At 67.8% G+C, this 25819-nt stretch carries 28 protein-coding genes; 15 read left to right on the top strand and 13 right to left on the bottom strand.

All coding sequences use genetic code 11. The features are described 5' to 3' along the window. Positions 1 to 89 precede the first annotated feature (89 nt). Both IE92_RS0100740 and IE92_RS0100735 read left to right on the top strand, forming a co-directional pair. Positions 90 to 1442: a M20/M25/M40 family metallo-hydrolase gene (locus tag IE92_RS0100740; RefSeq protein WP_030142966.1), complete on the top strand. Its 1353-nt coding sequence runs from the start codon at positions 90 to 92 to the stop codon at positions 1440 to 1442. Between the two features lie 126 nt (positions 1443 to 1568). Next, complete coding sequence (locus IE92_RS0100735) at positions 1569 to 2423, top strand: alpha/beta fold hydrolase (protein WP_051701443.1); 855 nt, start codon at positions 1569 to 1571, stop codon at positions 2421 to 2423. A 76-nt stretch (positions 2424 to 2499) separates the two neighbouring features. On the opposite strand, the gene IE92_RS0100730 is transcribed toward IE92_RS0100735, so the two are convergent. The 5 genes from IE92_RS0100730 to truB form a co-directional block, all read right to left on the bottom strand. Next, on the bottom strand, positions 2500 to 2718 hold the full coding sequence (locus IE92_RS0100730; protein ID WP_051701442.1) for a heavy-metal-associated domain-containing protein: 219 nt from the start codon (positions 2716 to 2718) through the stop codon (positions 2500 to 2502). Positions 2719 to 2790: 72 nt separating this feature from the next. Continuing rightward, positions 2791 to 3732 (bottom strand): bifunctional riboflavin kinase/FAD synthetase, encoded by a 942-nt coding sequence (locus IE92_RS0100725; protein WP_030142963.1) that lies wholly within the window; start codon positions 3730 to 3732, stop codon positions 2791 to 2793. Beyond that, positions 3729 to 4184, bottom strand: a complete 456-nt coding sequence (locus tag IE92_RS0100720) for a membrane protein (RefSeq protein WP_030142962.1) — start codon at positions 4182 to 4184, stop codon at positions 3729 to 3731. Before IE92_RS0100720 ends, IE92_RS0100725 begins: the two co-directional genes overlap by 4 nt. A 106-nt stretch (positions 4185 to 4290) precedes the next feature. Further along, complete coding sequence (locus IE92_RS0100715; protein ID WP_030142961.1) at positions 4291 to 4659, bottom strand: hypothetical protein; 369 nt, start codon at positions 4657 to 4659, stop codon at positions 4291 to 4293. Then, on the bottom strand, positions 4656 to 5666 hold the full coding sequence (truB, locus tag IE92_RS0100710) for a tRNA pseudouridine(55) synthase TruB (RefSeq protein WP_043321260.1): 1011 nt from the start codon (positions 5664 to 5666) through the stop codon (positions 4656 to 4658). The genes IE92_RS0100715 and truB overlap by 4 nt, the downstream gene beginning before the upstream one ends. Before the next feature lie 108 nt (positions 5667 to 5774). Here truB and IE92_RS0100705 point away from each other — a divergent pair, with 108 nt between their 5' ends. Both IE92_RS0100705 and IE92_RS0100700 read left to right on the top strand, forming a co-directional pair. Continuing rightward, on the top strand, positions 5775 to 6647 hold the full coding sequence (locus tag IE92_RS0100705; RefSeq protein ID WP_030142959.1) for an HhH-GPD family protein: 873 nt from the start codon (positions 5775 to 5777) through the stop codon (positions 6645 to 6647). Positions 6648 to 6664: 17 nt separating this feature from the next. Then, a complete protein-coding gene (locus IE92_RS0100700) occupies positions 6665 to 7183 on the top strand; it encodes a hypothetical protein (protein WP_030142958.1) in 519 nt (172 codons plus the stop codon). A gap of 6 nt (positions 7184 to 7189) precedes the next feature. On the opposite strand, the gene IE92_RS0100695 is transcribed toward IE92_RS0100700, so the two are convergent. Then, positions 7190 to 7852 (bottom strand): LuxR C-terminal-related transcriptional regulator, encoded by a 663-nt coding sequence (locus tag IE92_RS0100695; RefSeq protein WP_030142957.1) that lies wholly within the window; start codon positions 7850 to 7852, stop codon positions 7190 to 7192. Continuing rightward, positions 7849 to 9258, bottom strand: a complete 1410-nt coding sequence (locus IE92_RS0100690; protein ID WP_043321259.1) for an ATP-binding protein — start codon at positions 9256 to 9258, stop codon at positions 7849 to 7851. Before IE92_RS0100690 ends, IE92_RS0100695 begins: the two co-directional genes overlap by 4 nt. A 146-nt stretch (positions 9259 to 9404) precedes the next feature. Here IE92_RS0100690 and IE92_RS0100685 point away from each other — a divergent pair, with 146 nt between their 5' ends. From IE92_RS0100685 to IE92_RS0100665, 5 genes are all read left to right on the top strand, one after another. Then, the gene (locus IE92_RS0100685) at positions 9405 to 10976 is read left to right on the top strand and encodes a PspC domain-containing protein (RefSeq protein ID WP_030142955.1); all 1572 of its coding nucleotides are present in this window, start codon (positions 9405 to 9407) and stop codon (positions 10974 to 10976) included. Further along, entirely contained in the window at positions 10976 to 11623 is a 648-nt protein-coding gene (locus IE92_RS0100680) for a hypothetical protein (RefSeq protein WP_030142954.1), read from the top strand. Before IE92_RS0100685 ends, IE92_RS0100680 begins: the two co-directional genes overlap by 1 nt. Further along, positions 11623 to 11874, top strand: a complete 252-nt coding sequence (locus tag IE92_RS0100675; RefSeq protein WP_030142953.1) for a PspC domain-containing protein — start codon at positions 11623 to 11625, stop codon at positions 11872 to 11874. The genes IE92_RS0100680 and IE92_RS0100675 overlap by 1 nt, the downstream gene beginning before the upstream one ends. 131 nt (positions 11875 to 12005) lie before the next feature. Then, complete coding sequence (locus IE92_RS0100670) at positions 12006 to 12953, top strand: ABC transporter ATP-binding protein (RefSeq protein WP_081863832.1); 948 nt, start codon at positions 12006 to 12008, stop codon at positions 12951 to 12953. Then, complete coding sequence (locus IE92_RS0100665; protein ID WP_051701440.1) at positions 12935 to 14563, top strand: hypothetical protein; 1629 nt, start codon at positions 12935 to 12937, stop codon at positions 14561 to 14563. The genes IE92_RS0100670 and IE92_RS0100665 overlap by 19 nt, the downstream gene beginning before the upstream one ends. Positions 14564 to 14620: 57 nt before the next feature. On the opposite strand, the gene IE92_RS0100660 is transcribed toward IE92_RS0100665, so the two are convergent. The 3 genes from IE92_RS0100660 to IE92_RS0100650 are packed head-to-tail and all read right to left on the bottom strand — an operon-like array spanning position 14621 to position 18227. Next, on the bottom strand, positions 14621 to 15700 hold the full coding sequence (locus IE92_RS0100660) for a phosphotriesterase family protein (RefSeq protein WP_081863831.1): 1080 nt from the start codon (positions 15698 to 15700) through the stop codon (positions 14621 to 14623). Further along, a complete protein-coding gene (gene xylB / locus IE92_RS0100655; protein WP_030142949.1) occupies positions 15693 to 17201 on the bottom strand; it encodes a xylulokinase in 1509 nt (502 codons plus the stop codon). Before xylB ends, IE92_RS0100660 begins: the two co-directional genes overlap by 8 nt. 6 nt (positions 17202 to 17207) lie before the next feature. Beyond that, the gene (locus IE92_RS0100650; RefSeq protein WP_051701439.1) at positions 17208 to 18227 is read right to left on the bottom strand and encodes a zinc-dependent alcohol dehydrogenase family protein; all 1020 of its coding nucleotides are present in this window, start codon (positions 18225 to 18227) and stop codon (positions 17208 to 17210) included. Positions 18228 to 18440: 213 nt separating this feature from the next. On the opposite strand from IE92_RS0100650, the gene IE92_RS0100645 reads away from it, so the two are divergent. From IE92_RS0100645 to IE92_RS0100625, 5 genes are read left to right on the top strand one after another with little or no spacing between them, the layout of a single operon-like run. Then, the gene (locus IE92_RS0100645) at positions 18441 to 19052 is read left to right on the top strand and encodes a glucose-6-phosphate isomerase family protein (RefSeq protein WP_051701438.1); all 612 of its coding nucleotides are present in this window, start codon (positions 18441 to 18443) and stop codon (positions 19050 to 19052) included. Beyond that, the gene (locus tag IE92_RS0100640) at positions 19049 to 19777 is read left to right on the top strand and encodes a bifunctional 4-hydroxy-2-oxoglutarate aldolase/2-dehydro-3-deoxy-phosphogluconate aldolase (protein WP_081863770.1); all 729 of its coding nucleotides are present in this window, start codon (positions 19049 to 19051) and stop codon (positions 19775 to 19777) included. The genes IE92_RS0100645 and IE92_RS0100640 overlap by 4 nt, the downstream gene beginning before the upstream one ends. Next, positions 19774 to 20745: a shikimate dehydrogenase family protein gene (locus IE92_RS0100635; protein WP_051701437.1), complete on the top strand. Its 972-nt coding sequence runs from the start codon at positions 19774 to 19776 to the stop codon at positions 20743 to 20745. Before IE92_RS0100640 ends, IE92_RS0100635 begins: the two co-directional genes overlap by 4 nt. A gap of 4 nt (positions 20746 to 20749) precedes the next feature. Further along, positions 20750 to 21682, top strand: coding sequence for an NAD(P)-dependent oxidoreductase (locus IE92_RS0100630; RefSeq protein ID WP_030142944.1), 933 nt, complete (start codon positions 20750 to 20752; stop codon positions 21680 to 21682). Between the two features lie 16 nt (positions 21683 to 21698). Next, entirely contained in the window at positions 21699 to 22598 is a 900-nt protein-coding gene (locus tag IE92_RS0100625; RefSeq protein ID WP_162178470.1) for a MurR/RpiR family transcriptional regulator, read from the top strand. 167 nt (positions 22599 to 22765) lie between these two features. Here IE92_RS0100625 and IE92_RS0100620 read toward each other — a convergent pair whose 3' ends face one another. The 3 genes from IE92_RS0100620 to IE92_RS0100610 form a co-directional block, all read right to left on the bottom strand. Then, complete coding sequence (locus IE92_RS0100620; protein ID WP_051701436.1) at positions 22766 to 23197, bottom strand: hypothetical protein; 432 nt, start codon at positions 23195 to 23197, stop codon at positions 22766 to 22768. Positions 23198 to 23215: 18 nt separating this feature from the next. Then, positions 23216 to 24064 carry an MBL fold metallo-hydrolase gene (locus tag IE92_RS0100615; RefSeq protein ID WP_030142941.1) on the bottom strand — a complete coding sequence of 283 codons (849 nt, stop codon included), beginning with the start codon at positions 24062 to 24064 and terminating at the stop codon, positions 23216 to 23218. A 145-nt stretch (positions 24065 to 24209) separates the two neighbouring features. After that, entirely contained in the window at positions 24210 to 24968 is a 759-nt protein-coding gene (locus IE92_RS0100610) for a DeoR/GlpR family DNA-binding transcription regulator (RefSeq protein ID WP_030142940.1), read from the bottom strand. A 186-nt stretch (positions 24969 to 25154) separates the two neighbouring features. On the opposite strand from IE92_RS0100610, the gene IE92_RS17020 reads away from it, so the two are divergent. Continuing rightward, positions 25155 to 25814, top strand: coding sequence for an HAD-IA family hydrolase (locus IE92_RS17020; RefSeq protein ID WP_051701435.1), 660 nt, complete (start codon positions 25155 to 25157; stop codon positions 25812 to 25814). Positions 25815 to 25819 lie beyond the last annotated feature (5 nt).

The following is a 25819-nucleotide window of genomic DNA, read 5'->3' as shown; positions in this document are numbered from 1 at the left end:
CGCGATTTCCTCCCCTTTTCGCGTGGCGCTTCGGTTTTACCGCGCGATCCGTCCCGCCGGGGCTCGCGGGACCGCACTATACTGCACCAATGAACCCTCGATTCGGTGATGCATCCCTGGACCGTTTTCGCGCGCTGCTGCGCATCCCCACGGTGGGCCGGTTGGATGAAACCCTGATCGACTGGGATGCGTTTGATACGTTCCTCACCACGCTGGAGGAGCTGTACCCACGGGTGTTCGGCACCCTCGAACGCGAGAAAATCGGCGGCTACTCGCTGCTGCTGCGCTGGCCCGGTGCCTCCCCCGAAAACCCGACCGTGCTGATGGGACACTACGATGTGGTCTCGGTCAACGTGGGCGAAAACGAACCCGAGTGGACCCATCCGCCCTTTGCCGCCGAGATCACCGGAACCGGCGAGGACCGGGTGCTGTGGGGCCGGGGCACCCTGGATGATAAGGGCGCGGTGGTCGCGATCCTCGAGGCCGTGGAGCACGCGATCGAATCGGGATTCACCCCCGCACACGACCTCTACCTGAGCTTTGGGCACAACGAGGAGACCACCGGGGCCGGGGCGCGGGCCACGGTTGAGCTGCTGGAATCCCGCGGGGTTGTGCCCGGACTGGTGATCGATGAGGGTGGCGCGGTGATCGAGGATGTGCTGCCCGGATTGCGGGGACCGGCCGCGCTCGTGGGCACCACCGAGAAGGGCCTGGCGACGATCACGCTGAGCGTCGCGCAGGTGGGCGGTCACGCGTCCACCCCGCCGCCCTTCCCCGCAACCGCGCGACTGGCGCGGGCGATCACCCGGGTCAATCGGTCGCCCTTCCCCGGGCGACTCTCCCGCCCGGCCAAAGATCTGCTGCGCACACTGGGGCCGCGCTCGGCCGCGCCGCTGCCCTGGGTCGCCAAAAACGTCGATCTGCTGGCCCCGCTGCTGGCAAAGGTTCTCCCCCGGCTCGGGGCCGAAACCGCCGCACTGGTGCGCACCACCACCGTCACCACCCAGCTTTCCGGGGCGTCGGCCGCCAACGCGCTGCCCGAGCGGGCCACCGCGACCCTGAACGTGCGGGTGGCCGTGGGATCGAGTGTGGCGGCGACCGTGCGCCGGCTGAACCGGATTATCAACGATCCCGAGGTGGAGCTGAGGGTGGCTGAGTTCCACGATCCCTCCCCCGTGTCCCCCTCCTCCGGACCGGGCTGGGAGCGTATTGTGTCCGCCTTTGCCGTCGCCGCCCCGGATGCCACGGTCTCCCCGTACGTGATGCTCGGGGCCAGCGATTCCCGCTACTACGCCCGGATCTCCCCGAACGTCTATCGCACCACGCCGTTCCGGATGAGCGCCGATGAGCGCGCCGGTCTGCACGCGGTGAACGAGCGGATCCGGGTATCCACCTGGCTTGAGGGCATCGAGTTCTATCGCAGCCTGGTGCTCAGCGCCTAGCGTGTGCGCCTGGTTGGTGCCGGTTGCGAGCGCGATGCCGGTGGCGAACGAGGGCAGCGTGTGCGCCTCCAGCGAACCCGACGCGGCACCACGTCGTGTCGGGGTTCGCGCCCATAAGCTGAGAGGGTGAATACCTCAGACATAGTTTCGGCCCGCCTCGGAGAGATTTTTCTTCCGGATGGCCGGGCCCTCGGCTTCGCCGAATATGGAACCCCCGATGGAACCCCGGTGCTGTTCATCCCAGGAGCGGCCAGTGGTCGCGCGATGAACTTCGGTGCCGAGCTGCTGAGCGAACGGGCAATCCGGCTGATCTCGGTGGATCGTCCGGGCCTCGGTGCCTCCGACCACGACCCCGATAAGTCTCTGACCAGCGTGGCCGAGGACCTGCGCTACCTGCTCAGTGCACTGGGACTGGGCCGGATCCCGCTGATCGCCAACTCCCAGGGGGCACCGTTTGCGCTGGCCCTGGCAGCGACCGGCGCGGTGTCCTCGCTCAACCTGGTATCCCCCTCCGACGAGGTCGCGCACCCGCTGATTACCGGGATGCTGCCCGAGGAGATGGTGACCCTGATCGACTCGGTGGGCCGCGAACCCGAAACCGTCCGCGCCCACTTTGCCCGCTTCACCCCCGAGCTGATGTGGGAATACGTCATGTCCGAGATTTCCGCGGCGGATGCCGAGGTCTACGGCGACGAGGATTTCCGCGCGCTCTACCGCCGCACCCTCGCCGAATCCTTCGCCGGCGGTGCCCATGGATATGCCGCCGACACCATCCTGGCGATGAGCCCGTGGCGTCTCCCCCTGGACCAGATCGACATCCCCGTGCATGTGTGGTTCGGCGACCGCGACGAGGTCCACTCCCCCGACCACGGCGACACCCTCACCCACCGCATTCCCGGTGCCCAGCGGCACCTGGTGTCCGGGGCCGGCGGCTCGCTGCTGTGGTCGGAGCCGGGTCTGTTCCTGGGGTATTTGGATTAGGACCGGCACCACACCGGTTAACGTCGATATCCCGGCACTCAGTGAGTGCCGGGATATCTAGATTCGAACGAGGTAACTAGGCGGCGACCACCGCGGCGGAATAGCCGGCGTTGGAGACCGCGGTTACGAGGGCACCCTGGTCGGTGTCTTCGGAGGCGTGCACGCGGGCACGGCCGGAGACGAGGTCTACCTCGGCGGTGACGCCATCCAGCGCCTCAAACTCGCGCAGGATCTTGTTCACGCAGTACGTGTCACGCATCCCGGTGATGGTCAGCAGGGTGGTCTTGAGTCCCATGATGGTGTCCCTTCGTCAAGATCATCATAAACTCAACAACCGTTATCCAGCAGTGTGTATTCCGAAGGTTTGCTATGGAGCGGGGACGTCCAGGATTTCGCGCACCCGCACCACGTCGTCATGCATCTGCGCGATCAGCGGATCGATGCCCGCATAGGCAACCATTCCGCGTACCCGTTCCACGAAGCACACCTCAACCTCGCGGTCGTACAGGTCGATGTCCTGATCCAGCAGGAACGCCTCCACCTGCTTCTGCGGCACGCCGTCAAAGGTTGGGTTATTACCCACCGAGATTGCCGCCGCATAGCGTTCACCCTCGCTGGTGAGCCAGCCCGCATAGACGCCGTCGGCGGGGATGTAGCCGGTGGATTCGGGCGAGAGGTTGGCGGTCGGGAAGCCCAGCTCGCGGCCGCGCTTGGCCCCGTGGACCACGGTTCCGCGCACACTCGGGTAGTGACCCAGCAGATCGGCGGCGGCGTCCACCCGGCCGTCGGCCAGCAGCTCACGGATCCACGTTGACGAGGCGCGACGGCCCTCCCGCGGCATCACATCATCGATGGCCACAACCTCGAAGCCCTCGATCTTGCCCTGCTCGGTGAGCGAGGCCACATCCCCCGCGCCGCGGTGTCCGTAGCGGAAATCATCCCCGGCCAGAACAACCTTGGCATCGAGGGTCGCGCACAGGATCGAGCGCACAAACGACTCGGGCTCGAGCGCCGAGAGCAGCCGGTCGAAGGTGAGTACCAGGACCGCATCGATCCCGGTTTCGGCCAGCAGGTCCAGCTTCTGGTCGATCCCGGTCAGGGCGGTGGGGGCCTGGCCCGGGGCGATCACGTGCAGCGGGTGACGGTCGAAGGTGACCACCACCGAGCGCAAACCGCGCTCCTCGGCAATTCCACGCAGACCCTCGATCACGCCGCGGTGACCGGCGTGGACGCCGTCAAACTTGCCGATGGTCACGGCACTCGGGCCAAAGTCCAGGGGAACCTCGGTCAGGTCGCGGAAAACCCTCACGCGCGCTTTCCCTTCTGCTTGGCCAGCCAGAACAGGCCGAGCGCGGGCAGGACCAGCGGCACAAAGCCGTAGCCGCGACCGAAGTAGGACCACACGGTGTCGTGCGGGAACAGGGCCGAATCAAAAATCGAGAGGAGACCAATCACGATGACCCCAACCATTTCGAAGCCGATTGTAATCCAGGCAATTTTGCGCCAGGTGGCACCGGGGACGATCAGGGCGACCGTGGCCAGGATGTAGACCACCGCGGCGAGCGCCGAAAGCGTATAGGCCAGCGGTGCCTGATCGAACTTGCCGATGATCTGGGTGACCGAGCGTCCGGTCGCCGCCAGGGCGAGAATGCCGTAGACCGCTACGAGGACTCGGCCCACGCCGCTGATTCGCGGGGCGGCATCTCGCGTGGACGAGGAGGAGGCTGTGGGGTTCTGGGCGGCGGGATCGGTGCTGTTCATGTCGAAGCCAATTCTATGCCCCTTCGTCTCACACTCCGGCAGTGGTCGGAACGAGATGACAGGCGTTTCGCACGCGGGCATGGTGAGAGGGTTGGTTTCCTGTGGGTTAGGCGGCCACCGTGGTCCAGATGACCTCCATCCGGATGACCATCACCGACACCGCGAGCAGCCCGACTCCGACGATGACCGTGGACCAGCGGGTGCGATCCAGCAGCCCCCAGAACACCGCGGCGGCGGGGATGATCAGCGCGCAGATCAGATACGCGTAGAACTCGATCGGGTCGCCATAGATGTTGTTGCCGGTGGCAGGGGCGATGATCGCCACCACGAGCTGAACCAGCAGCAGGAGCTCCACCAGTGCGGCGGAGCCGAGGCTCAGGTCGCTGGGTTTGCGGCCGAGCAGGCCCATCACCACACACATCAGGCCCGCGAGCGCGGCGATCCCGGTGATGCCGTAGGTCAGCCAGGTGATCATGCCTGAGCCTCGGCGGAATCTGCGGCGGCGGCAGCGGTCTCGGCGGGAGCGGCAGCGGCGGCTGCAGCGTGCGGTGCGACGGCTGCAGCGGCAGCGGCCGGTGCCACCTGCGCCTCGTCCGAGGGGAAGTTGACCAGCGAACGGGCGCTGTTTTTGCCCGCCTGCACCAGGCCGATCAGCGCGCCATTCGGGGTCAGCGCGGCAATCGGGCCGGAAACGTCCGCGGGGAAGCCTTCGATCCCGATCTTCTTACCGTGGCCCAGATCGATCGCGCGCTGGGCATCCAGGGTGACGTGCGGGAACAGGGTCTTGGCGGCGGCGGCCGAGGAGATCAGCCGGGCGGCGGGATCCAGGTCTTCGAGGGTCACCGCATCGGCCACCGAGAACGGTCCGATCCGGGTGCGGCGCAGGGCGCTCAGATGTCCCCCGACACCCAGGTCGTTGCCAAGGTCCCGGGCGAGGGCTCGAATGTAGGTGCCCGAGGAGCACTCGACCCGCACATCCAACTCGATCCGGTCCCCCAGGCGACGGGTTTCCAGCACCTCGAAGGCCGAGATGGTGACCGGACGAGCCTTGAGCTCGACGGTCTCCCCCGAGCGCACCAGGTCGTAGGCGCGCTTACCGTCCACCTTGATCGCCGATACCTGGGTGGGTACCTGCAGGATGTCGCCGCGGAGCACCTCGATGCCCGCCGCGATGGCCTCCTCGGTCACCGCAGACACGGTCTCGGGGGCCGCGGTTTCCACGGTGTCCCCCTCGGCGTCATCGGTGGTGGTGGAGGATCCCAGCACGATCGTGGCGTAGTACTCCTTGTCCAGACCCACCACGTAGGTGAGCAGGCGCGTGGCCGAGTTGATGCCAAGAATCAGCAGGCCGGTGGCCATCGGATCCAGGGTTCCGGCGTGGCCAACCTTGCGGGTGCCCGCGAGACGTCGGGTGCGCGCGACCACGTCGTGGCTGGTCATCCCGCCGGACTTATCCACCAGCACAATGCCTGAACTCACCAAAATCTCCTCGCCACACCGCCGTATAAAACCAGCCTCCATCCTCCCATATTCATCGGCATCGGGTGCCCGGTTCACAACGTATCGGGCCGCCCGGCTACGCTGGAATCGATGAACACCACCGACATTCCCCGGGCGCTGATCGACTGGTTCGCCCGGGAGGGCCGCGCCCTCCCCTGGCGCGAAGACGATTTCCCGGCCTGGGGCACCCTGGTGTCGGAGTTTATGCTGCAGCAAACCCCGGTGGCCCGGGTCATTCCGCGCCTCGCCGAGTGGCTGGAGCGCTGGCCGACCCCCGCCGATCTGGCGGCGTCCCCCTCCGGGGAGGCCGTGCGCGCCTGGGCCAACCTCGGCTATCCGCGCCGGGCGCTGTGGCTCCACCGGGCCGCCGTGCAGATTACCGAGCAGCACGACGGAATCGTGCCGCGGGATGTCCCCACCCTGCTCGCTTTGACCGGCGTGGGCGACTATACGGCCCGAGCGGTGGCGGTCTTTGCCTATGGGGATCGTCATCCGGTGATTGACACTAACGGTCGCCGGGTCATTGCCCGCGCGATCCATGCCCAGGCCGAACCCGGCCCGCCCCGCGCCGCCGCGGACCTGGCCGATATGGCCGCGCTGCTGCCCGAGGATCGCGAGGCGGCCCGCGCCTTTAACGTGGCGATCATGGAGCTGGGACAGGTTGTCTGTACGGCGCGTTCGCCGCGGTGTGACGTGTGTCCGATCCGGGACGCGTGCGCCTGGGTCCAGGCCGGCTCGCCCGAATACTTCGGCCCCACCAAGGCCGTGCAGAAGACCTATGCGGGTAGTGATCGGCAGGTCCGCGGGCTGATTCTGCGCGAGCTTCGGGCCGCGCACCTGCCGGTCACCGATGCCGAGATTATAGGGCTCTGGGAGGACCGGGTCCAGCTGGATCGGGCCCTTGCCGGGCTCCTCGCCGACGGGCTGGCGATGGAGTCCCAGGGCGGATACGTCCTGCCCTAACCCGCTAAACTGGGCGCATGACTAGCGCCGAAAACCCGCAGAACTTCACCCCCGAGCCCGGTTTTGAGGAGTTCGCAGCCGCGGACTCTCCCGCGTTCGAGATTGTGGCCGACGCCGAGCCCGAACTCGAGGTTTCCGGGGTGCTGCCGCCGCTGTTTGTGGCCGAATACCTGTACTCCGAGGACCTCGAGGCAACTCTCGCCGCGCACCGTCCCGAGGAGGGTGTGCTGCCCACCGGTGCCGAGCGGATCCCCGGCTGGTTCTTCCAGGTCACCGCCAACGAAACCGTGCTGAGCGAGGACGCCGAGGTGTCCTTCGGCGACGACGTGGAGTACGTCGTGGTGTTCAACGGTGCCGATGAGGCCGGGCTTCCCGGTGCCGTGGCCCAGGTCATTCAGGCCCTGATCGACCAGGTTGGACCGCGCGCCACCGAGTTCATCGCGCACAGCATCGGCGGATCGGTGCAGGAGTTTGACGCGCAGTTCGCCGGAGCCTTCGACCTCCGCGTGGGTGCCCCCGAGCTGCTGACCGACTAGCTTCCGCTAGAGGATCCGTCGGTCCACGGCCCAGCGCGATAGTTCGTGCCGATTCGACAGCTGAAGCTTGCGCAGCACCGCCGACACGTGGGACTCCACCGTCTTGGTGGAGATGAACAGGTCGGCGGCGACCTCCTTATAGGAGTAACCGCGGGCGATCAGCCGCATAACCTCGAGCTCGCGGGCCGAGAGTTTGTCCAGCTCATCATCGATCTGGGCGACGTTCTGGGTACCGAACGCATCCAGTACAAACCCCGCCAGGCGCGGGGAGAATGCGGCGTCTCCCGCGGCTACTCGGCGGATCGCGTCGTTGAGTTCGTCGGCGTCGATGGTTTTGGTGACGTAGCCGCGGGCTCCGGCACGGATCACGGTCACCACATCCTCGGCCTGATCGGAGACGCTGAGCGCCAAGAACCGGGTGTGGGCCAGCAGGTCCGCGCATCCCACGATGACCTCGGCTCCGCCCCCTCCCCGGCCTCCGGGCAGGTGCACGTCGAGCAGGACCACGGCCGGGAGGGTGTCATGGATCGCGGTGATCGCCTGTTCCACGGTGGCCGCCTCGGCCACCACCTCAATGTCCGCGGCGAGCGCGCCGCGCAGGCCCGACCTGAAGATCGCGTGATCGTCCACCAGGACAACCCGGAGATTCTGGGGTTCGTGCTCGCTCATACGTGTTCCTTTGGTAGATCGGGCAGCGGCATCCGCAGGGCCACCTCGGTTCCCTGCCCGGTGTTGCGCAGGGTCGCGGTGCCGCCGTGCCGGGTCATCCGGCCCAGGATCGAGTCGCGGACGCCGTGGCGGTCCTCGGGCACCTGGTCCGGGTCGAAACCCGGTCCGCGGTCGCGCACAAACACCTCGCACGCGCCGGCACCCACTTCAAGATAGACCGAAATCGTGCCGGTCGCGTGTTTGGCGGCGTTCTGGATCGCCTCACGGGTCGCCGCCAGCAGCGGTTCCAGGCGATCCGAGTGTTCGGTGTCACCCACGGTGACGATCTCGATTTTGCGCCCGTAGCCGTCCTCGATTTCCGCGACGATTCCGCGCAGGCGCTCGGCGATGCTGCCGCCGGGATCGGGCTGATCCGAACTGATCCACGCGCGCAGCTCCCGCTCCTGGGCGCGCGCCAGCCGGCGCACATCGGCGGGGCTGTCGGCACGGTTCTGGATCAGCGCGAGGGTTTGCAGGACCGAGTCGTGCAGGTGCGCGGCGATGTCCGCGCGCTCGGATTCGCGGGCTCGGGCCGCGCGTTCGGCGCCCAGCTCGCGCCAGTACTTCACGACCCAGGGGGCCAGGACCACCGCCAATCCGCAGAGAATAGCGAAGGTGGCCAGCAGGGTTTGTCCGATCAGGACCTGGTCCACCGCGCCGGTGATCAGGATCAGGATGCCGATCACCACCAGGGCGATTCCGGCAATCAGGCGCAGCGCGCCCGAGGAACCCCGGGCTCCGGCCCGGCGTCCCGGGGACCCGGTATCCAGCTGGATCCAGGTGAGCCCCACGCCGGTCACAATCGCGATCGCGGGCAGCCAGGTTTGCCAGTTGATGTGGACGCCCACCATCTCCAGCAGAATCGCCACCGCGATCCCCAGCAGCACCACGCCCACGGCGATCTCCGGCAGGCCCATCTTCCACTGTCGCCAGGGACGCCCGTCGGTGCCCGCGGGAGCGGGGGCGTCCGAGGCACCGGGCGGGGGCACCGACCCGGGGGCTGCCGGGCGACCCGGACGTCCCGATGTCGCCCCGGACTCGGGGTCGAACGTACCGGGACCAAATGGGGTCGGAGGTGCCTGTCCGGGATCGGCCGGGCGCGTGCGGAGCCACGGGGCCACGTTGCGGGCGAAATTCTCGGCCACGTTTCGCGGATTGAAGTTGCGGTCGGCGGCGCGGTCCACGTCGTCCTCGCTGGGAACCAGCAGCCAGAGCCAGGCGTACAGCATCGCACCGGCACCGCCAAAGAGGGTCAGCACCACCATGGCCGCCCGTACCCAGACCACGGGCAGGTTCAGGTGCCGGGCAAGACCCGCGCACACACCCGCGATCGCACGGGATCGGGTTCTGACCAGGGGAAGACGCATGGGTCCATACAAGCACGCCCACGCGCAAGCGACCACCTGCAGCGCCGGAAATCCGGGCAACCCCGGACGCTCCCCCATCAGGCTCAGGGTTTTATCAGGGTAGGCCCCCATAGCGGACCGTGCCTTCCCCGCACCACACTGAAGGTATGAACACCACCGATTCCGAACGCTCCGGCCCAGCCCGGCCCAACCGCGGCTTCTTTGACAGCATCCGCGACACCCGCATCATTCGCTCCGAGTCCTCCTGGCTCGGTGGCGTCGCGGGTGGTCTCGCCCAGCGCATGGGCATCGATCCCATCCTGGTCCGCGGTTTCATCGTGGTGCTCAGCATCTTCACGGGCATCGGTCCCTTCCTCTACGGCCTGGCCTGGGCCTTCCTGCCCGACCGCAACGGCTACATTCACGCCGAGGCCCTGCGCCACGGACGATGGGCGGCGGGGATGACCGGCGCGGTGATTGTCGGCGGCGTCGGACTGCTGAACATTCAGGTGGGATCCTTCTCCCCCTGGGACTGGGGCCGTAACTCCTGGCTCTCCTCGCTGGTTGTGCTGGCCCTGATCATCGGTGCCACGGTGTTTTTCATCACGCGTCAGACCGGTGGCGGCTCGCAGGGTGGCAGCACGCCGCCCACCCCCGGGCCCGATGATCGACGCTACCCGGATGGTGGCTCCCCCAGCGGAGACCCGACCGGAACCCCGTCCGGTACCTCGTCCGGATACCCCGCGCCCTTCGTGGCCCCGGCCCAGGAACCGGCCACCGCGCCCGCACCCTTCGGCGCACCGGGACAGGCAGCGGCACCGGCACCGGCCGCCGCGCCCCTGTCGGTAGACGAACTGCATGGGAATGCGAGCGCCGCGGCACCCGAACCGGCCACGGAGTTTTCGGTGCCGGCCGAGCCCGCTCAACCCGCTCAACCCGCTCAGCCTGCTCGTCCCGCGCCGCAGACCACCCGTAACCCGCAGGGTGTCCGCGCCCCGCACCCGCCGCACGTCCCCCACGCCGCCCGGCCGCCGCGGCCGCGCGTTCTGGGCCCGGGTGCCGCAACCGGACTGCTCTGCACCGGGCTGGCGTTCCTGGCCGGTGCCGCGGTGCTCGGAGTCTCCACGATCGCCGGTTACGGTTTCAACGGAAGCGCCGTGGCGATTGCCCTGGGCGTGGCCGCGTCCGTCTTCGCACTCGGCGTGCTGATCAGCGGAATCCGCGGCCGGCACGGTGGGTTCCTCGGCTGGATGGCGATGTTTGCGCTGATCGGCGGGCTGTTCACCTCGTTTGGCGGGCAGAGCCTTAACTGGGCCGCCGCGACCTCGGCCACCTTCATCCCCGGCACCACCGCCGAGGCCGGAGACGGCTACGCCATCGCCGCCGCCTCGGGGACCATCGATCTCTCTCGAATCAGGGATTTGGACAGCAGCGGACCGATCACCGTCCCGGTGAACGTCGCGATGTCCGACCTGCGGGTATACGTCCCGAACGACGTGCGAGTCTCGGTGGATACGTCCCTGGCCCTCGCTGCCTCGAAGATCACCGGTGGCAGCGTGGATAACAAGCGCGGCGGAATCTGGTTCGACAACTCCGCCGGCTTCGGCCCGAACTCCGAAGACGGCCCGCAGATCATCCTGGAAATCCGTGGCGCGTTCAGTAACGTCACGGTCACCGACAAACCCCGAGTCGTCGGCGACAGCGCCGCGGCACCCGCTATCAGCAAGGGAGCACACTAGTGTCCACGAACACCCCGGACAAGAACGGGCACAACAGCGAGCCCGAGAAGGAGCTGCGGATCGAGGATCTGGTGGCCGAGGCGCAGCGGGAGAGCCCGGAAGATGTCCCCGCCGACGCACATCAGGTGACGCCCACGAGCGCCGATGAGACCACCAGCGACGCACCCGCTCGGGACGAGAGCGCCACCGCCGCGTATCCCCAAGCCACGCTCGCGGAGGACGCAATCCCCACCGCCGCGTACCCGCAGACCACACCCGCGGAAGACGCAATCCCCACCGCCGCGTACCCGCAGTCAACGCCCGCGCCCGCTCAGGACGGCATCCCCACCGCCACCTACCCGGGCCCGCACACGGCGACCCCGAACTACCCCTATGTTCCGCCCGCCGCCTATCCGACCGGAACACCGGTGGCCGTGGGCACCCGGGTGGAGGCCCCGATCAACCGCACGCCGCGCGCATTCACCATCGTCTGGGGCATGCTGCTCCTGGCCTTCGGGGTGCTGCTGGTGGCCCGGAACGTCTGGGACATTTCGGTGGATCCGATCACCCTGGCCTTCGCCGTGGTCACCGCCGCCGGCGCGGTCCTGGTGGGCTGCGGAATCGGCATGGTTGTCCGCAATGCCCGCAACTCAACGGGAGCAAAATAATGAACGGCTTCTTCGACGTGCTGCGCAAGAGCACCGTCCGGCGCGGACCCGACCGCATGTTTGGCGGAATCTGCGCCGGCATCGCGACCCGCTTCAACTGGAACCCCGCCGCGGTGCGAATCGGCACCCTGCTGGCGTTCCTGCTCCCCGGGATCGGAATCCTGACCTACCTGATCGTCTGGATCCTGCTGCCCTGGCAGGACGGATCGATCGTGCTGGAGCGCTGGCTGCGCCCCCGCGATCCGCGCTAGCGGGTCTCCAAATACGCCAAATCGCCCGGCTGTTCCCCACCACACCCACCATTCTTGGTAGGTTGGCGGTGATCAACCGGGCGATCGGCGTTTTCCGCGCAATCGCTCCCGCGACCATCCGGAAGGACCCGATGACCGACCCCATCCCGCCCCAGGGAATCCCGCAGCCATCACCGCAGCCCGCCGCCGTGCCCGCACAGTTCGCCGCCGGTTTGGACACCCCCGCCCCCGGTACCGAGGCCGCTCCCGCGCAGCCCGCCACCGTGCCCGCGGCCGATGTCGCCCAGGCGACCCCCGCCCCCTTCGGTGCCCAGGCTGCCCCCGGCACCCCGGCCATGGAGATCCGCGGCCTCGCCAAGCGTTTTGGCGAGAAGATCGCGGTCAACGGCATCAACCTCACGATCCCCCAGGGTTCCTTCTACGGTCTGGTGGGCCCCAACGGCGCCGGTAAAACCACGACCCTGTCGATGGCGACCGGCCTGCTGCGTCCCGAGTTTGGCACCGCGCTGATCTACGGCGTGGACATGTGGGAAAACCCGGTCGAAGCCAAGCGCCTGGTGGGTAACCTCGCCGACGGCGTGCGCATGTTTGACCGCCTGACCGGCCAGCAGCTGGTCACCTACCACGGACTCCTCTCGGGCCTGGACGCCGAAACCGTCGCGACCCGCACCACCGACCTGCTCGGCCTGCTCGACCTGCAGCAGGCAGCAAACACCCTGGTGGTGGACTACTCGGCCGGTATGACCAAGAAGATCGCACTGGCCTGCGCCATGATCCACGCCCCGCGCCTGCTGGTGCTGGATGAACCGTTTGAGTCGGTGGATCCGGTCTCGGCCGCGAACATCCGCGACATCCTGCACGGCTACGTGGCCGGGGGCGGCACGGTGATCGTGTCCAGCCACTCGATGGACCTGGTCGAGCGCATGTGTGACCATGTGGCCGTGATCGCCGCCGGTCGTGTGGTCGCCGCGGGCACCGTCGATGAGGTGCGCGCCGGATCAACCCTGGAAGACCGCTTCGTCCAGCTTGTCGGCGGCCGCCACCAGCAGGAGGGCCCCGAGTGGCTGCGCAGCTTCTAGCCCCCGCCCCGGTCACGGCCAAGCAGCCCAGCATCGTCAGGGTGCTGGTCAAGCTGCGCTATCAGATCATGTGGAACTCGCTGCGCCGCAACACCTGGCAGCTGGTGGGCGCGATCATCGGTGCGCTCTACGGCCTGGGCATCCTGGGCATGGCGCTGGTGTCACTGGTGGTGCTGGGGATCAATGCAGATCAATACACCGGGGTGATCCTGATCACCGTGGGCTCGGTTCTGGTGCTCGGCTGGGGCATTGTTCCGCTGGCCACCGCGGGTGCCGATCGCACCCTGGATCCGGCCCGGTTCGCGACGTTCCCGATCTCCCAAACCTCCCTACGCTGGGGCACGCTCCTCGCCGGAGCGCTGGGGATCCCCGGCATCATCACCCTGCTGGTTTCGGCGCTGACCGCCCTGGCCTGGATCCGCTCGCCGCTGGCGGCGGTGGTCGCGGTGATCTGCGCGCCGATCGCGCTGGTCACCTGCCTGCTGGTGTCCCAGCTGGTCCTGACCCTGGCCACCCGGCTGGCGATGAGTCGCCGCTATCGCGAGATCATCGGGACCGTGCTGCTGGTCCTAATCATCCTGCTCGGGCCGCTGATCGCCGGGCTCTCCGGCGGCATCGTCCTCTCCATCAGCCTGTTCCCGAGTATCGCCGCGGTGGCCTCCTGGACCCCGGTTGGCGCGGTCTGGGCGGTTCCGGCCGCGGTGGCCGCCGGGGATCCACTGGGCGCGATCCTGCACCTGCTGGTCGCCGTGGCGAGCGTCGCAGTGGTGTACTGGCTGTGGCAGGTTGCGTATGCGGCCAGCGTCAACGCTTCGGCCACCCGCTCCTCCTCCACCGGACGGGTGCGCGATGCGCGCGGTCCGTTCCGCTTCTTCCCGGCCAACCCGGCCGGGGCAATTGCCGCCCGCTGCCTGATCTACTGGTTCCGGGATCCCCGCTATGCACGCAGCCTGATCCTGGTGCCGCTGATGCCGTTCCTGTTCTGGTTCATCACCCGGCAGACCGAGGGCGGCCCCGAGGTACTGGCGTTCGCGACGCCGTTCATGCTGCTCTTTGTAGCCACCGCGACGTTTGTGGACCTGGCCTTCGACGGCACCGCGTTTGCCGCCCACGTGGCCCACGGGGTGCGCGGCATCGATGACCGGCGTGGACGCGCCTGGGCGTTTATGACCCTGATCGTCCCGATGACCATCGTGATCGCGGTGATCGTGGCGGTCATCTCCGGCGGCGTTCACCTGCTCCCCGCGGTGCTCGGGGTGAGCCTGGGGATGATCCTGGCCGGAAACGGCGTCTCCTCGGTGGAATCGGCCTTCTTCCTGATGCCCGTGCCCGACCCCGCGGACAGCCCCTGGGCCTCCAAGCCCGGTTCGGGTGTGCTCTCCCTCGCCGGGACCTTCGGCAGCATGGGTGCGCTGATCGTCCTGAGCCTGCCCGCCCTGATCCTGATGATCGTCGGCGCGGTCACCGGATCGGCGCTGCTGATCTGGCTGACCCTCCCGGTGGGCCTGGGCATCGGCGCGCTGTTCTACTGGATCGGTGTGCGCTGGGGCGGCCGGATCCTCGACCGCACGGCTCCGGACATGCTCACCCGCCTGACCAAGCACGCCTAGACCGGCGTACACAAAACCCCGCGTCCACATCGGACGCGGGGTTTTCTGTGTGTCTGGCTAGCCGCCGTTCACCGCGAGGGTGAGCAGGCGGGCGGCGTTGTCGGCGAGGAGGGCGTCGACGCGGTCGGCACCGAGGCGTACCTCGAGGCGCGGAATGAAGCGACGGCCGAGGTATTCCAGGCCGGGCATGCCGCCGTAGGCGAGGTAGCGGGAGGCTCGGGCGACGTCGCCACCGAGCAGGATCCGGTCCGATCCGACCCGGGCCACCACGCGCTCCAGGCACTCGAGGATCGCCTGATCCGGCGCCTCACGGTGCCGGGCCGGGCCGTCATAGCCGAGGTAGGAACCCGAGGCGATCAGATCCGCGTGCAGGCCCGAGTCCAGGTTGCGGTCGATGTGCGCGAGCACCACACGGTCCCGGGATACGCCGTCCCGTTCCAGGAGGTCCAGGACCTCGTGAGCCGCGGATCCATAGTCCAGGTGCACCATGATTGCGGCCCCGGTTTCGGCGTGGGTGCGGGCGACCGCGGCCAGCGCGCGCCGCTCGAACGGACCGATCTGCCAGTAACGGATCCCCGCCTTGAGCATGCCCGCGCGCACGTTGGACGCAGAGATAGAGGCTACCGCCCCCGGATCCTCCCCGAACCCGTGGCGGATCTCCGCGGTCCAGCGATCGACCAGCTCGTCCTCGGTCAGTGCCCGAATCGGGTGTACCTCGGGATAGTGCCCGCCGTGGTGCGCGCCGGTCACGTGCACCGCGTGCAGCCCCGCCCGCGCGGCAATCCGTGCGACCGCCGCCGGGTTTCGACCGAGTCCCATCGGGGTTGCCTCGATCATCGCGCCAAAGCCCGACTCGACCAGCGAGATCGCCTCGTGTCCCGAGGCTTCCTCGTTGTCGAGTTCGTCCCCGGCCAGCAGGGGCGAGACCTGGAACAGGTGCTCGTGATAGTTGGTGCGGCCGAGGTCCTCGGGGGCAATATCGCCGCCGACGGTGCGGATGATGCCCGCGGCGGGCGTCACCCGCGGGGAAGCCTCGCGATCTGTCGACGCCGAGCCAGACAGGTTCGGTCCCGAGCTGACCCCGGGATTCGCCGAGTCGGATGCGGGTACCGTGTGCACCCTGCGCGACTCAGGCATCCGAGCCACCCGCCGCCAGCGCATCAAACCACGGTTCCAGGCGCGCATACGCGTCGAGGAATACCGGATACTCGCGGGCGTAGCGCGCGGTCGCCTCGGGGTTCGGCTCATACCCCGTGCTCCGCTTGGACAGCGTCGCGGCCACCTCGAAGTTGTCGAATATGCCCACGCCGACTCCGGCCACCACGGCCGCGCCGATCGCCCCGGCCTCGTCCACCAAATCGCGCCGGGCGACCGGCATGCCCCACATGTCGGCGAAGATCTGCAGCAGCGCCGAGGCGTTGGCCGCCCCGCCGATCACGTCGATCCGGTCCACATCGGTGCCACAGTCGGCGAACGCACGCAGCCCGGTGAGCAGGTTGAACGCGACCCCTTCCAGCACCGCGCGGGTCAGGTGTCCGCGGTCGTGATGGCGCAGCAGGCCCACAAACGCGGCGCGGGCGTGCGGGTTCCAGTAGGGCGAGCGCTCCCCCAACAGGTGCGGGAGGAAGTACAGTCCCTCCCCCGAGGCCTGCCGGTTCTCGGCGGCGTCGAGGAGTTCGGCGTAGTCGGCGGCGGTCGCCGGGGAGAGCGTATCCACGATCCACTGCAGCGAGGCCCCGCCCGCCTGCATCGTGGCGGTGGGGACAAAGCGGCCGGGGATCACGTGGTTGAAGGTCATCGAACGCATCTGCGGATCATAGAGCGGCGCATCCGCGGCGACCGATACCCACGAGGACGACCCCATGCACGCATACGCCCCCGAGCTCGCGTCGATGATTCCGGCGCCGAGCGCGGCCATCGGCCCGTCGCCACCACCGATGACCACGGGGGTTCCCGCCAGCAGGCCGGTGGCCCGGGCCGCATCGGCGGTGATTGTGCCGATGACCGTGGTGGAGTCCACGATCTCCGGGAAGATTTCCCGCGACAGCCCCGAGGCGGCGATCAGTTCCTCGGACCAGGTGCCCGCGCGCTGATCGTAGGCGTTGGTGCTCGACGCATCCGAGCGATCGGTGACCTGCACGCCGGTCAGCTTGAAGGCGATAAAGTCCTTGGCCAGCAGGATGCGACGCACGCGGGCAAAGGCATCGGGGGAGGTATCGCGCAGCCACATGGTTTTGGCCAGCGAATACGTGGGGTTCAGCCGGTGCCCGGTGATCTGATAGCCGCGCTCCATCCCCACCACATCGAGCAGCCGGACAGTCTGCGCGGTGGCCCGGGTGTCGGCCCAGATGATCGAGGGGAACACCGGATCCCCGGCGTCATCGATGGCCACCACCCCCATCATCTGCCCCGAGAAGGACACCACGTCGATGTCCTCGGGCCGCGCACCGGCCGAGGCCAGCAGCTCACGGGTGGCCTGGGCGAGGGCGTCCCACCAGGCGAGGGGATACTGCTCGGCCTTACCGCCGAGGCCAAAATCGGTGTCGTAGTGAACGGTGACGGCGGCGATCAGGCGGCCGTCATTGGCCACCAGGGTCGCCTTATTACCGGTGGTTCCGAGGTCGTGGGAGATGATCATGACACGCTATCGCGACGAGACAATGGTCTTGATCTGCTCGGAATCGTGCAGGTTGGCCAGCGCCTGGTCGAAGGTGTCCAGGTTGAGCTTGGAGGTGATCAGGCCCTCGGTGCGCACCCGTCCGGTCTGCAGCGCAAACAGCGCGCGGCCCAGGCAGTGCACCTGTGCGTAGGATCCCTTGATGGTCAGCTCACGGCTAAACACCTCATAGGGCTTGATCGCCGCGGTGTCGTTTTCGCCGGCCAGACCGTAGACCAGCACGGTGCCGCCAGTCTTGGTGTGGCTCACGGCGAGCTCCAGGACCGCGGTCGAGCCGGTGGCCTCGATGACCGCGTCGAATCCGCGCGGGGCGATGTCGCGCAGCGCCGCCGAGGCGGCCTCGGGGTTTGAGCGATCCACCTGGACGGTGTGGTCGGCTCCAAGTGCGGTGGCCACCTCGAGCTTGGAGGCGGTCGGCGCGGCCACGGTGACGCGGGCGGCACCCGCGGTCTTCAGCAGCTGGGAGAGGATCAGACCGGTGGGGCCGGCACCGAAGATCAGCACGTCCGAGGCGGGCTTGAGGTTCAGGATGTCCACGCCGTGCACGGCGCAGGCGGTGGGCTCGGCGAAGACGGCCACGTCGGGGTCGAGGTCCCCGATCGGGTACACCTTGCTGGAATCGACCACCACGTACTCGGCGAATCCGCCGGGCATGTTGCAGCCGAGCGAGCCGAAGTTCTCGCAGAACAGGTCGTTGCCCTCGCGGCAGGCGTGGCACTTGCCACACAGCACGGTGTTGTCCACCACGACGTTGTCGCCGACCACCGCGTTGGCCTCGCCCGGACCCAGCTCAACCACCTCGCCGACCATCTCGTGGCCGGGAATCAGCGGGAACTTGGCGATGAATCCGCCGTGCAGCAGGTGCTCATCGGTGCCGCAGACGCCGGTCTGGATGACCCGCAGCAGCGCCTCGCCGGGGCCGGGAACCGGCTTCTCGATGGATTCGACGGCCCACTGGGAACCCTCTCGGAAAACGATTGCTTTCATGACAAACCTCTCGCACGAATTCGACGGTGAATACGGAAGAACGATGGCCGCGTGTGGGGACACGGGGCTAAATTCCTGATTTTTAGTAATACTACAGACAAATCGATGTCCGGCACGAATTATTGGGCTTAATTTGGCAATCTCGCCCAAATGTGCACGTTCACATCCTTAATTATGTAGTATTACTACCAAATCCACCCACCTAGGAGAACAATGAGCATCAGCGTAGATATTCCGGTTCCGCTTCGGGTCCACCCCAATGGGGACCTCACCGGCAACACCCGTCGCTACGAGAAGTTCCTCGGCGACATGGCCGGGGTCTACCGCGACGACGCGGCCTATCGGGCGGCAGTGGAAAAGCACGGCGCCGACACCCTGGTGTACTCGGTCGAGGAGCACCGCTACTCCGATGCGGAGGGTGCGCTGGTGATCGGCACCAGCACGCTGCTGCCCGGAACCTATGGGACCGAGTTTGCGGTGACCCGCGGCCACATCCACGCGGTCGAGAACCGCGCCGAACTGTACTACTGCCTGGCCGGCCACGGCGTCATGCTACTGGAGACCATCGACGGCCGGAGCGCCGCGGTCGAGCTGACCCCGGGCGAGGCCGTGAACGTGCCCGGACACTGGATCCACCGCTCGATCAACGTGGGCACCGAGCCCTTTGTCACCCTCTTTACCTATGCGGCCGACGCCGGCCAGGACTACGCGATCATCGGCGACGCCGCCGGGATGAAGGAGCTCGTGGTCACCGACGGACGCGGCGGCTGGGCGAGCGTGCCCAACCCCGAGCACACCGGCTACCGCGTGGGCGTGAACGCATGAGCACGCGGGTAGCCGACGCACGAGCCGCGGCGAGCGCACAGAAGACCTCCGCGGACTCCCCCACGGATCCCTTCGCCCTGCTGGCAGGGTTCGGGATCGTCCCCGTGGTCGAAATCCCCGAGGCACGCTTCGCGATTCCGCTGGCGCGCGCCCTGGCCGAGGCCGGGCTCACCACGATCGAGGTGACGATGCGCACCCCCGACGCCCTGGAGTCCATCCGCCAGATCGCCACCGAACTCCCCGAGTTCTACGTGGGTGTGGGCACCCTGTTCACCCCGGCCAACGTGATCGACGCGCAGGCAGCCGGGGCCCGGTTCGGCGTCTCCCCCGGCTATACGCCGCTGCTCGGCCGGACCGCCCGCGAGGCGGGACTGCCGCTGATTCCCGGGGCCGCAACCGCCTCGGAGATCATGGCCGCGGTCGAGGACGGCTTCGACACCGTTAAGTTCTTCCCCGCCGAACTCAACGGCGGGGCCAAGGCCCTCTCGGCCCTGCTGGCACCGCTCGCCGCCTCGGGCCTGCGCCACGTGATGCCCACCGGCGGCGTGACCCCGGACAACCTCGGCGACTACCTGCGCATCCCGCGTGTGATCGCCGCCGGCGGCACCTGGATCGCCCCGCGAGCGCTGATCCAGGCCGGCGAATTCGACACCATCCGTGACAACGCCGCGCGTGCCCTCACCCAGGCCCGCGCGCTCCTCCGCGATAAGGACACCACCAAATGAGCGCCCCCGTTACCCTCACCGCCGACACCCTGGTCCCGGCCACCGCCCCCACGATGTACTTCATCGGGGTGACCACCGGGTCCTCCTCGATCCGCCAGGTGTTCCCGCTGTGGGCCGCCGAACTCGGACTCGGCGACGCCGTGCTGGTGGGCATCGACCTGCCGCTGCACGCCCCCGCCGAGCAGTATCGACGCGTGGTCGAGTTCATCAAGAACGATCCGCTGAGCCGCGGCGCCCTGGTCACCACGCATAAGCTCGACCTGTTTGCCGCCGCCCGCGACCTCTTTGATGAGGAGGATCCGCTGGCAACCCTGATGAACGAGATCTCCAGTATCTCCAAGCGGGATGGTCGCCTGATCGCCCATGCCAAGGACCCGATCTCGTCGGGCCTGGCCCTCGACGCGTTCCTCTCCCCCGCCCACCTCACCCGGTACAACCCCGACGTGTTTGTGATCGGGGCGGGCGGATCGGCCATCGCGATCTCCTGGTATCTCTCCCGGACCGAGCGGGCCGCGCACCCGCGCGAGATCATCGTGGCGAACCGCAGCCGGCAGCGCCTGGACGACCTGGCCGAGGTCTTGGCCACCTCGGACCCGCGGGTCCCGGTCACCGTGCGGCTGACCCCCAAGCCCGAACTGAGTGACGCGATCGTCGCGAATCTGCCGGCGGGATCGGTCATCATCAATGCGACCGGCCTCGGCAAGGACGCCCCCGGATCCCCGCTGACAAACGCGGTGGTGTTCCCGCAGGACGCGATCGTCTGGGACCTCAACTACCGCGGCGACCTGATCTTCCTCGACCAGGCTCGCGCCCAGGATCCCGCGCTGAATGTCACGGTGGTTGACGGCTGGGTGTACTTCCTGCACGGCTGGACCCAGGTCATCGCCGAGGTCTTCGATGTCACCATTCCCACCTCGGGTCCGAGCTTTGACGAGCTCTCCCGTCTGGCTTCGAGCACCAAGGGCTAGCGCGATGCCCGGAAAGATTCTGGTCACCCCGCGCTCACTCACCGCCGAGGACGCGGCAACCCATCCGCTGCTGGAACCGCTGCGCGCGGCCGGATTCGAGATCGTCTCGGGCCCGGCCGGGCGCCAGCCCGAGGCCGCCGAGCTGCGCGACCTGGTGGGCGATATCGACGGCTGGATCGCCGGGGTGGAGCCCATTGACGCCGAGATTCTGGCGGCCGCCGGAAACCTCCGGGTGATCAGCCGCAACGGGGCCGGGGCCGATTCGATCGACCTCGCCGCGGCCTCCGCCCGGGGCATCCGGATCGAGACCGCACGCGGGGCCAACGCCCGCGGCGTGGCCGAGCTCGCGCTGGGCCTGATCCTCGGATCGCTGCGCCAGATCCCCGCCGCCAACACCCTGTTGCACGAGGGCGGATGGGCGCGCTCGCGCGGACGGGAGGTCGCCGAGGTGACCGTCGGTATCGTCGGGTTCGGGGCGATCGGTCGCCACGTGGCCGCCACGATCCTGCAGCTGGGCGGTCGCGTGGTCGCGTTTGATCCGTTTGTGACCGAGGCACCCGAGGGCGTGGAGCTGGTGAACCTGGCCACCCTGTTCCGGGTGTCCAACGTGGTGACCCTGCACGCGCCCCCGCCCGCCGACGGCACTCCGCTGGTGGGCCGCGATCAGCTCGCGCTGCTGCCCACCGGGAGCGTGCTGATCAACACCGCCCGATCGGCGCTGGTGGATCACGCGGCGGTGCTGGACGCCTACGCCGACGGGACCCTGACCGCCTACGCGGTGGATGCGTTCGCGACCGAACCCCCGGTCCTGGATGCGGTCCTCTCGCACCCGCAGACCCTGCTCACCCCGCATATCGGCGCGTTCACCGGGGCGAGCACTCGGCGCGCCGCCGAGGCCGCCGTGGAGAACCTCCTTGCCGCGCTCACCGGGCAATAGCACTAGGATGCATAGGATGGAGAGCACCTCGCAAACATCACTCTTTGAGCGTCTGAAAGAGTCTCTCGATTCTCTGCGTAAGTCCGAACGCAAGGTCGCCGAACTGGTCACCGAGGATCCCACCTTCGTGATGGAATCCTCGATGTCCGCGGTGGCCGCCCGGGCCGGGGTATCCGAGCCCACGGTCATGCGATTCTGCACGGGACTCGGCTTCGACGGGTTCCAGGCCTTCAAGCTGGCCCTCGCCCAGGCGCTGATCCTCGGGGTTCCCTCGGTGGAATCGGCGATGAACCGGGGCGACTCGGTGGCCGAACTGGCGAGCAAGATCTTCGATCAGACGATCTCCAGCATCGACCGATCGCGTCGTTTCCTCGACCCGGATCAGATGGAGCAGGCGGTGACCGCGATCCTCGGCTCGCGCGCGCTGGTCTTCATCGGCCTCTCGGCCTCGGGCTTGATCGCCCAGGATGCGCTGCAAAAGGCGCAGCTGTTCGGGATTCCCTGCAGCGCCCCGAGCGACACCCACCAGCAGTTCATGGCCGCGGCGATGACCGATCCCGAGACCACGTTTGTGGTCATCTCCAACACCGGCCGCACCCGCTCGACCATGCGGGTGGCCGAGATGGCACGCTCGCGCGGTGCCACGGTGATCGGCATCAGCGGGGACGATGACACCCCGATGATGCGGGTGTGCGACGTCAAGATCGTGGCCAAAACCTTCGAAAACACGGATATCTACACGCCCACGGTCAGCCGGCTGGCGGGACTCGTGGTGATCGATATCCTCTCGACCGCGGTGTCGCTACGCCGCGGCGAGGCCCACTTTGCCGACTTCGAGGCGATGAAGGCGGGCCTGGCCGGCTACGCCCGAATGAGCGATCGCGAAACCGATTCGGGTTCCGCCTCGTTCGACTAGGGAGCCGACACAAACGGGCCGCGAAGCACACGCTTCGCGGCCCGTTTTTTCGTGCATTCAGGCGCGGAATTGGCCGATCGGGCGACCAGACGGGCGCGGTGGGTTGAACTGGCGCGGCGGTGCGTGGTGGCTTAGCCCAGCTCGGCCACCGAGCCGCGCACGGCGGACTAGCCCAGCTCGGCCAGCTCCGCCGCGCTCAGAAAATAGGGCTCATATTCGGTACCGGCAAAGTGCTCCCGCATGATCGTGGTCCAGCGCACCACCGAGGTCAGCGGGCGGTGGTTGATGATGATCTGCTGAGCCTGTCCGGCCGCGTTGAAGTTGATCACCACGACGCTGCCGATCGGGTTGCCGCGGAAGGTTGCGGTGTAATCCTCGACGAACCCGTTGTCGCCGTAGGGGCCCACAAAGTTGAACTCCTGATAGTCGTAGAGGGTGCGCGCAAAGCCGAGAATGGTGCGCACGGCCTCGGGGCCGCGCAGGATGCCGTTGAGAACCGAGGCCTCCAGGGTCACGTCCTCGGCGAGGTTGCCTAACCATTCGGGGGTGTAGTCGGTGCGGTGGGTGGCGGGGTCTCCCGAGCCGAGATAGCTGGTCATGATGATGTCCTTCGGGGGTTAGCGGTCAAAGAGGCGCAGGGCCGAGAGCCAGGTCGTGTACGCGTTCACCCGTTCGGGATAGCGCGCGGTCAGGGCGGTGAAGAATTCCAGCCGCGTCGTGGCGGTACCCAGGATGTCCTCGGCGTCGCGCAGATAGCGGCGGGTCTCGTCCACGTTCACTGGAGAATCATCCCGGGAGGCGTCCTTGTGTCCGGCAATCGTCGCAGCCGGATTCAGCGCCTCCACGGCATCCAGGGCGCGGTGCCAGGCTTCGAAGCCCCCATTCCTGGCCTCGGCGAGGTAGAGGTGCACGTTGTTGTAGACGATATCGCCGCCCACCACCAGATCCAGGGCGGGGACGTGCAGCACCGTGGTGTCATCCATGTCCGAGTGCCCCACGGCAATCGAGTGCAGGCGCTCCCCCTCGAGCTCGATGCCCGCCGCGGGTGCCGGCTCAACCGGGAATCGGATCGGGGTGGGCAGCTGCTCGGGGAAGAGGGTAGCCCACAGCGCGCCGGGGGTGCCGTCGGCGGTGTCGGCAAAGATGCGCGCGGTCGCCGCCTCGCCCGCGTAGACCCGCGCCTCGGGGAAGCGTTCGAGAAGTCGAGCGGTGCCCAGCCAGTGATCGGCGTGGGCGTGGGTGATATAGATCGCGATCAGGCGGCGCTCATGGGCGGCGATCCAGTCGGCCAGCGTTTCGGTCTGGGCGGCGGTAATCGGCGGGTCCACCAGGACCGCATCGCGCTCCCCAAAGATCAGGGTGTGCGTCAGCGGCGACCAGCTGGGCTGCTCGCCGCCGGGGAGCGGGGCACCGGTAATCGGCGCCAGCCCCGATACCAGGGTGTCAAAGCGCAGGGTGCCACTCATCGGGCTACCTCACGCTTCAGGGGGTTTATGGTTCGCGACATCTTCGCTCCTCTCATCGGCACCCTCGGTGCCCATGACAGAAGCGTAGGTCTTTTACCTATGTCACGCAATCGGTGCGCAAATTTCCCCCGAAACACCCAGAAACCTAGGCGACGATGACCTCGATACCCTCGGACCGCAGCTGCTCCAGGACATCGAGCGGGGCCGACTCATCGGTCACCACCAGGTCGACCTCGCGCAGCGAGCAGGTGATCGACATCGCCGAGCGGCCAAATTTAGACCCCTCGGCGATCAGGACCACGCGCCGCCCCGAGGCGAGCATCGCCCGCTTCGCCGCCGCATCCTCCAGATCGTGGGCCGTGACACCCTCATCAAGGGAGGCCCCGCAGCAGCTCAGGAACACCGTGTCAAACCGCAGACCGCGCAGGGATTGCTCCACGAGCGGCCCCACGATCGCCCCCTCGTCGGGGTTCACGGCACCGCCGGGTAGCAGGATGCGGGCGGTGGGGCTTCCCGCCAGAACCATGAGGGCCTGCACGCTAAAGGGCATGATCGTCAGTCGACGATTAACCAGCTGCCGGGCCAGCTCGGCCCCCGTGGTGCCGCTATCCACGCACACGGCCTCACCATCCACCACGAGGGCGGCGGCGGCGATCGCGATGCGCTCCTTGGCCGCCGAGGACTCCAGCTTGCGCATCGCAAACGGCATCCCCTCCCCGCGCATGCGCACACTCACAGCGCCTCCGCGCACCCGACGCAGGATTCCCGCCTGGGCGAGCTGGTCGAGGTCGCGACGCACGGTCACCTCGGACACCGAAAAGCGCGAGGCCACCTCGGTGACGTCCACGCGTCCGCGGGACTGCAGGGTTTCCAAAATGGCCTCATGCCGGGCGTTTCCACTCATAAGCCAAAGATACACCCAAAATGTTCGTTTGAAAGGTTTTGTGATCAAACCCGGCGAATTCCCCCATGCGCAATCGCCGAAATCCGGGACTTTGACATCTCGGTTACGAACATTTGACTTGTTCGTATGAACATATATGATGATTGCTCGATCGCATTTTGTGATCGGGAAGGACGGCAACCGCCGATGACAACACACCTGCTTGTGGACTATGGCGAGGTAATCTGCGTGGCCCAACCCGCACTCGCCGCCGCCGGAATGGCCGCCATGGTGGGCATGGCCCCCGGCGACTTTCACGAACGCTACTGGCGCTTTCGCGAGGAGTACGATCGCGGACGGCACGCCCACGGGTACTGGGCCGAGGTGCTGGGCCGCGCGGCCTCCGTCGAGGAACTCGCCGAGCTGCGCCGCCTGGATCTGGCCGGCAACATCCACCTCAACTTCGACACCATCGAAGCCCTGCGGGATGCCCACCGCCGCGGCGCCCGCCTCACCCTGCTCTCCAACGCCCCGCAGGACCTCGCCGATGCCGTGAGCAGATTCGCGGCGATGCGGGAGATCTTCTCGCTCATGCTGTTCAGCTGCGAGCTGCGCATGGTCAAACCCGGGACGCGGATCTTTGAAACCGCTCTGGCCGTGACCGAAACCACGCCGCGGGAAACCCTGTTCATCGATGACCGCCGCGAGAACATCGAGACCGCGATCACCCTGGGCCTGCAGACCCACCACTTCACCGGTGCCGACCGACTGGACGCCGACCTGGCCGGAATCGATTTTGGCCAGGCCCGCACCGAGCGTCGCCCCTGGCCGCTGTCCATTCTGCGAAATCGAACATCACCCAGCTGACACCT

It is taken from the genome of Mycetocola saprophilus, assembly GCF_000718085.1.
In the GTDB taxonomy this organism is placed as follows: domain Bacteria; phylum Actinomycetota; class Actinomycetes; order Actinomycetales; family Microbacteriaceae; genus Mycetocola; species Mycetocola saprophilus.
Note: the sequence above shows the minus strand (reverse complement) of the source record. Positions and strands in the feature narration are given on the sequence as shown.

Bases quoted from the DNA above. Each gene is read 5' to 3' on its own strand.
- IE92_RS0100740 (WP_030142966.1), top strand. From the start codon at position 90: ATGAACCCTCGATTCGGTGATGCATCCCTGGACCGTTTTCGCGCGCTG.
- IE92_RS0100730 (WP_051701442.1), bottom strand. From the start codon at position 2,718: ATGGGACTCAAGACCACCCTGCTGACCATCACCGGGATGCGTGACACG.
- IE92_RS0100720 (WP_030142962.1), bottom strand. From the start codon at position 4,184: ATGAACAGCACCGATCCCGCCGCCCAGAACCCCACAGCCTCCTCCTCG.
- IE92_RS0100715 (WP_030142961.1), bottom strand. From the start codon at position 4,659: ATGATCACCTGGCTGACCTACGGCATCACCGGGATCGCCGCGCTCGCG.
- IE92_RS0100705 (WP_030142959.1), top strand. From the start codon at position 5,775: ATGAACACCACCGACATTCCCCGGGCGCTGATCGACTGGTTCGCCCGG.
- IE92_RS0100700 (WP_030142958.1), top strand. From the start codon at position 6,665: ATGACTAGCGCCGAAAACCCGCAGAACTTCACCCCCGAGCCCGGTTTT.
- IE92_RS0100695 (WP_030142957.1), bottom strand. From the start codon at position 7,852: ATGAGCGAGCACGAACCCCAGAATCTCCGGGTTGTCCTGGTGGACGAT.
- IE92_RS0100690 (WP_043321259.1), bottom strand. From the start codon at position 9,258: ATGCGTCTTCCCCTGGTCAGAACCCGATCCCGTGCGATCGCGGGTGTG.
- IE92_RS0100685 (WP_030142955.1), top strand. From the start codon at position 9,405: ATGAACACCACCGATTCCGAACGCTCCGGCCCAGCCCGGCCCAACCGC.
- IE92_RS0100675 (WP_030142953.1), top strand. From the start codon at position 11,623: ATGAACGGCTTCTTCGACGTGCTGCGCAAGAGCACCGTCCGGCGCGGA.
- IE92_RS0100670 (WP_081863832.1), top strand. From the start codon at position 12,006: ATGACCGACCCCATCCCGCCCCAGGGAATCCCGCAGCCATCACCGCAG.
- IE92_RS0100660 (WP_081863831.1), bottom strand. From the start codon at position 15,700: ATGCCTGAGTCGCGCAGGGTGCACACGGTACCCGCATCCGACTCGGCG.
- xylB (WP_030142949.1), bottom strand. From the start codon at position 17,201: ATGATCATCTCCCACGACCTCGGAACCACCGGTAATAAGGCGACCCTG.
- IE92_RS0100650 (WP_051701439.1), bottom strand. From the start codon at position 18,227: ATGAAAGCAATCGTTTTCCGAGAGGGTTCCCAGTGGGCCGTCGAATCC.
- IE92_RS0100645 (WP_051701438.1), top strand. From the start codon at position 18,441: ATGAGCATCAGCGTAGATATTCCGGTTCCGCTTCGGGTCCACCCCAAT.
- IE92_RS0100640 (WP_081863770.1), top strand. From the start codon at position 19,049: ATGAGCACGCGGGTAGCCGACGCACGAGCCGCGGCGAGCGCACAGAAG.
- IE92_RS0100635 (WP_051701437.1), top strand. From the start codon at position 19,774: ATGAGCGCCCCCGTTACCCTCACCGCCGACACCCTGGTCCCGGCCACC.
- IE92_RS0100630 (WP_030142944.1), top strand. From the start codon at position 20,750: ATGCCCGGAAAGATTCTGGTCACCCCGCGCTCACTCACCGCCGAGGAC.
- IE92_RS0100625 (WP_162178470.1), top strand. From the start codon at position 21,699: ATGGAGAGCACCTCGCAAACATCACTCTTTGAGCGTCTGAAAGAGTCT.
- IE92_RS0100620 (WP_051701436.1), bottom strand. From the start codon at position 23,197: ATGACCAGCTATCTCGGCTCGGGAGACCCCGCCACCCACCGCACCGAC.
- IE92_RS0100615 (WP_030142941.1), bottom strand. From the start codon at position 24,064: ATGAGTGGCACCCTGCGCTTTGACACCCTGGTATCGGGGCTGGCGCCG.
- IE92_RS0100610 (WP_030142940.1), bottom strand. From the start codon at position 24,968: ATGAGTGGAAACGCCCGGCATGAGGCCATTTTGGAAACCCTGCAGTCC.
- IE92_RS17020 (WP_051701435.1), top strand. From the start codon at position 25,155: ATGACAACACACCTGCTTGTGGACTATGGCGAGGTAATCTGCGTGGCC.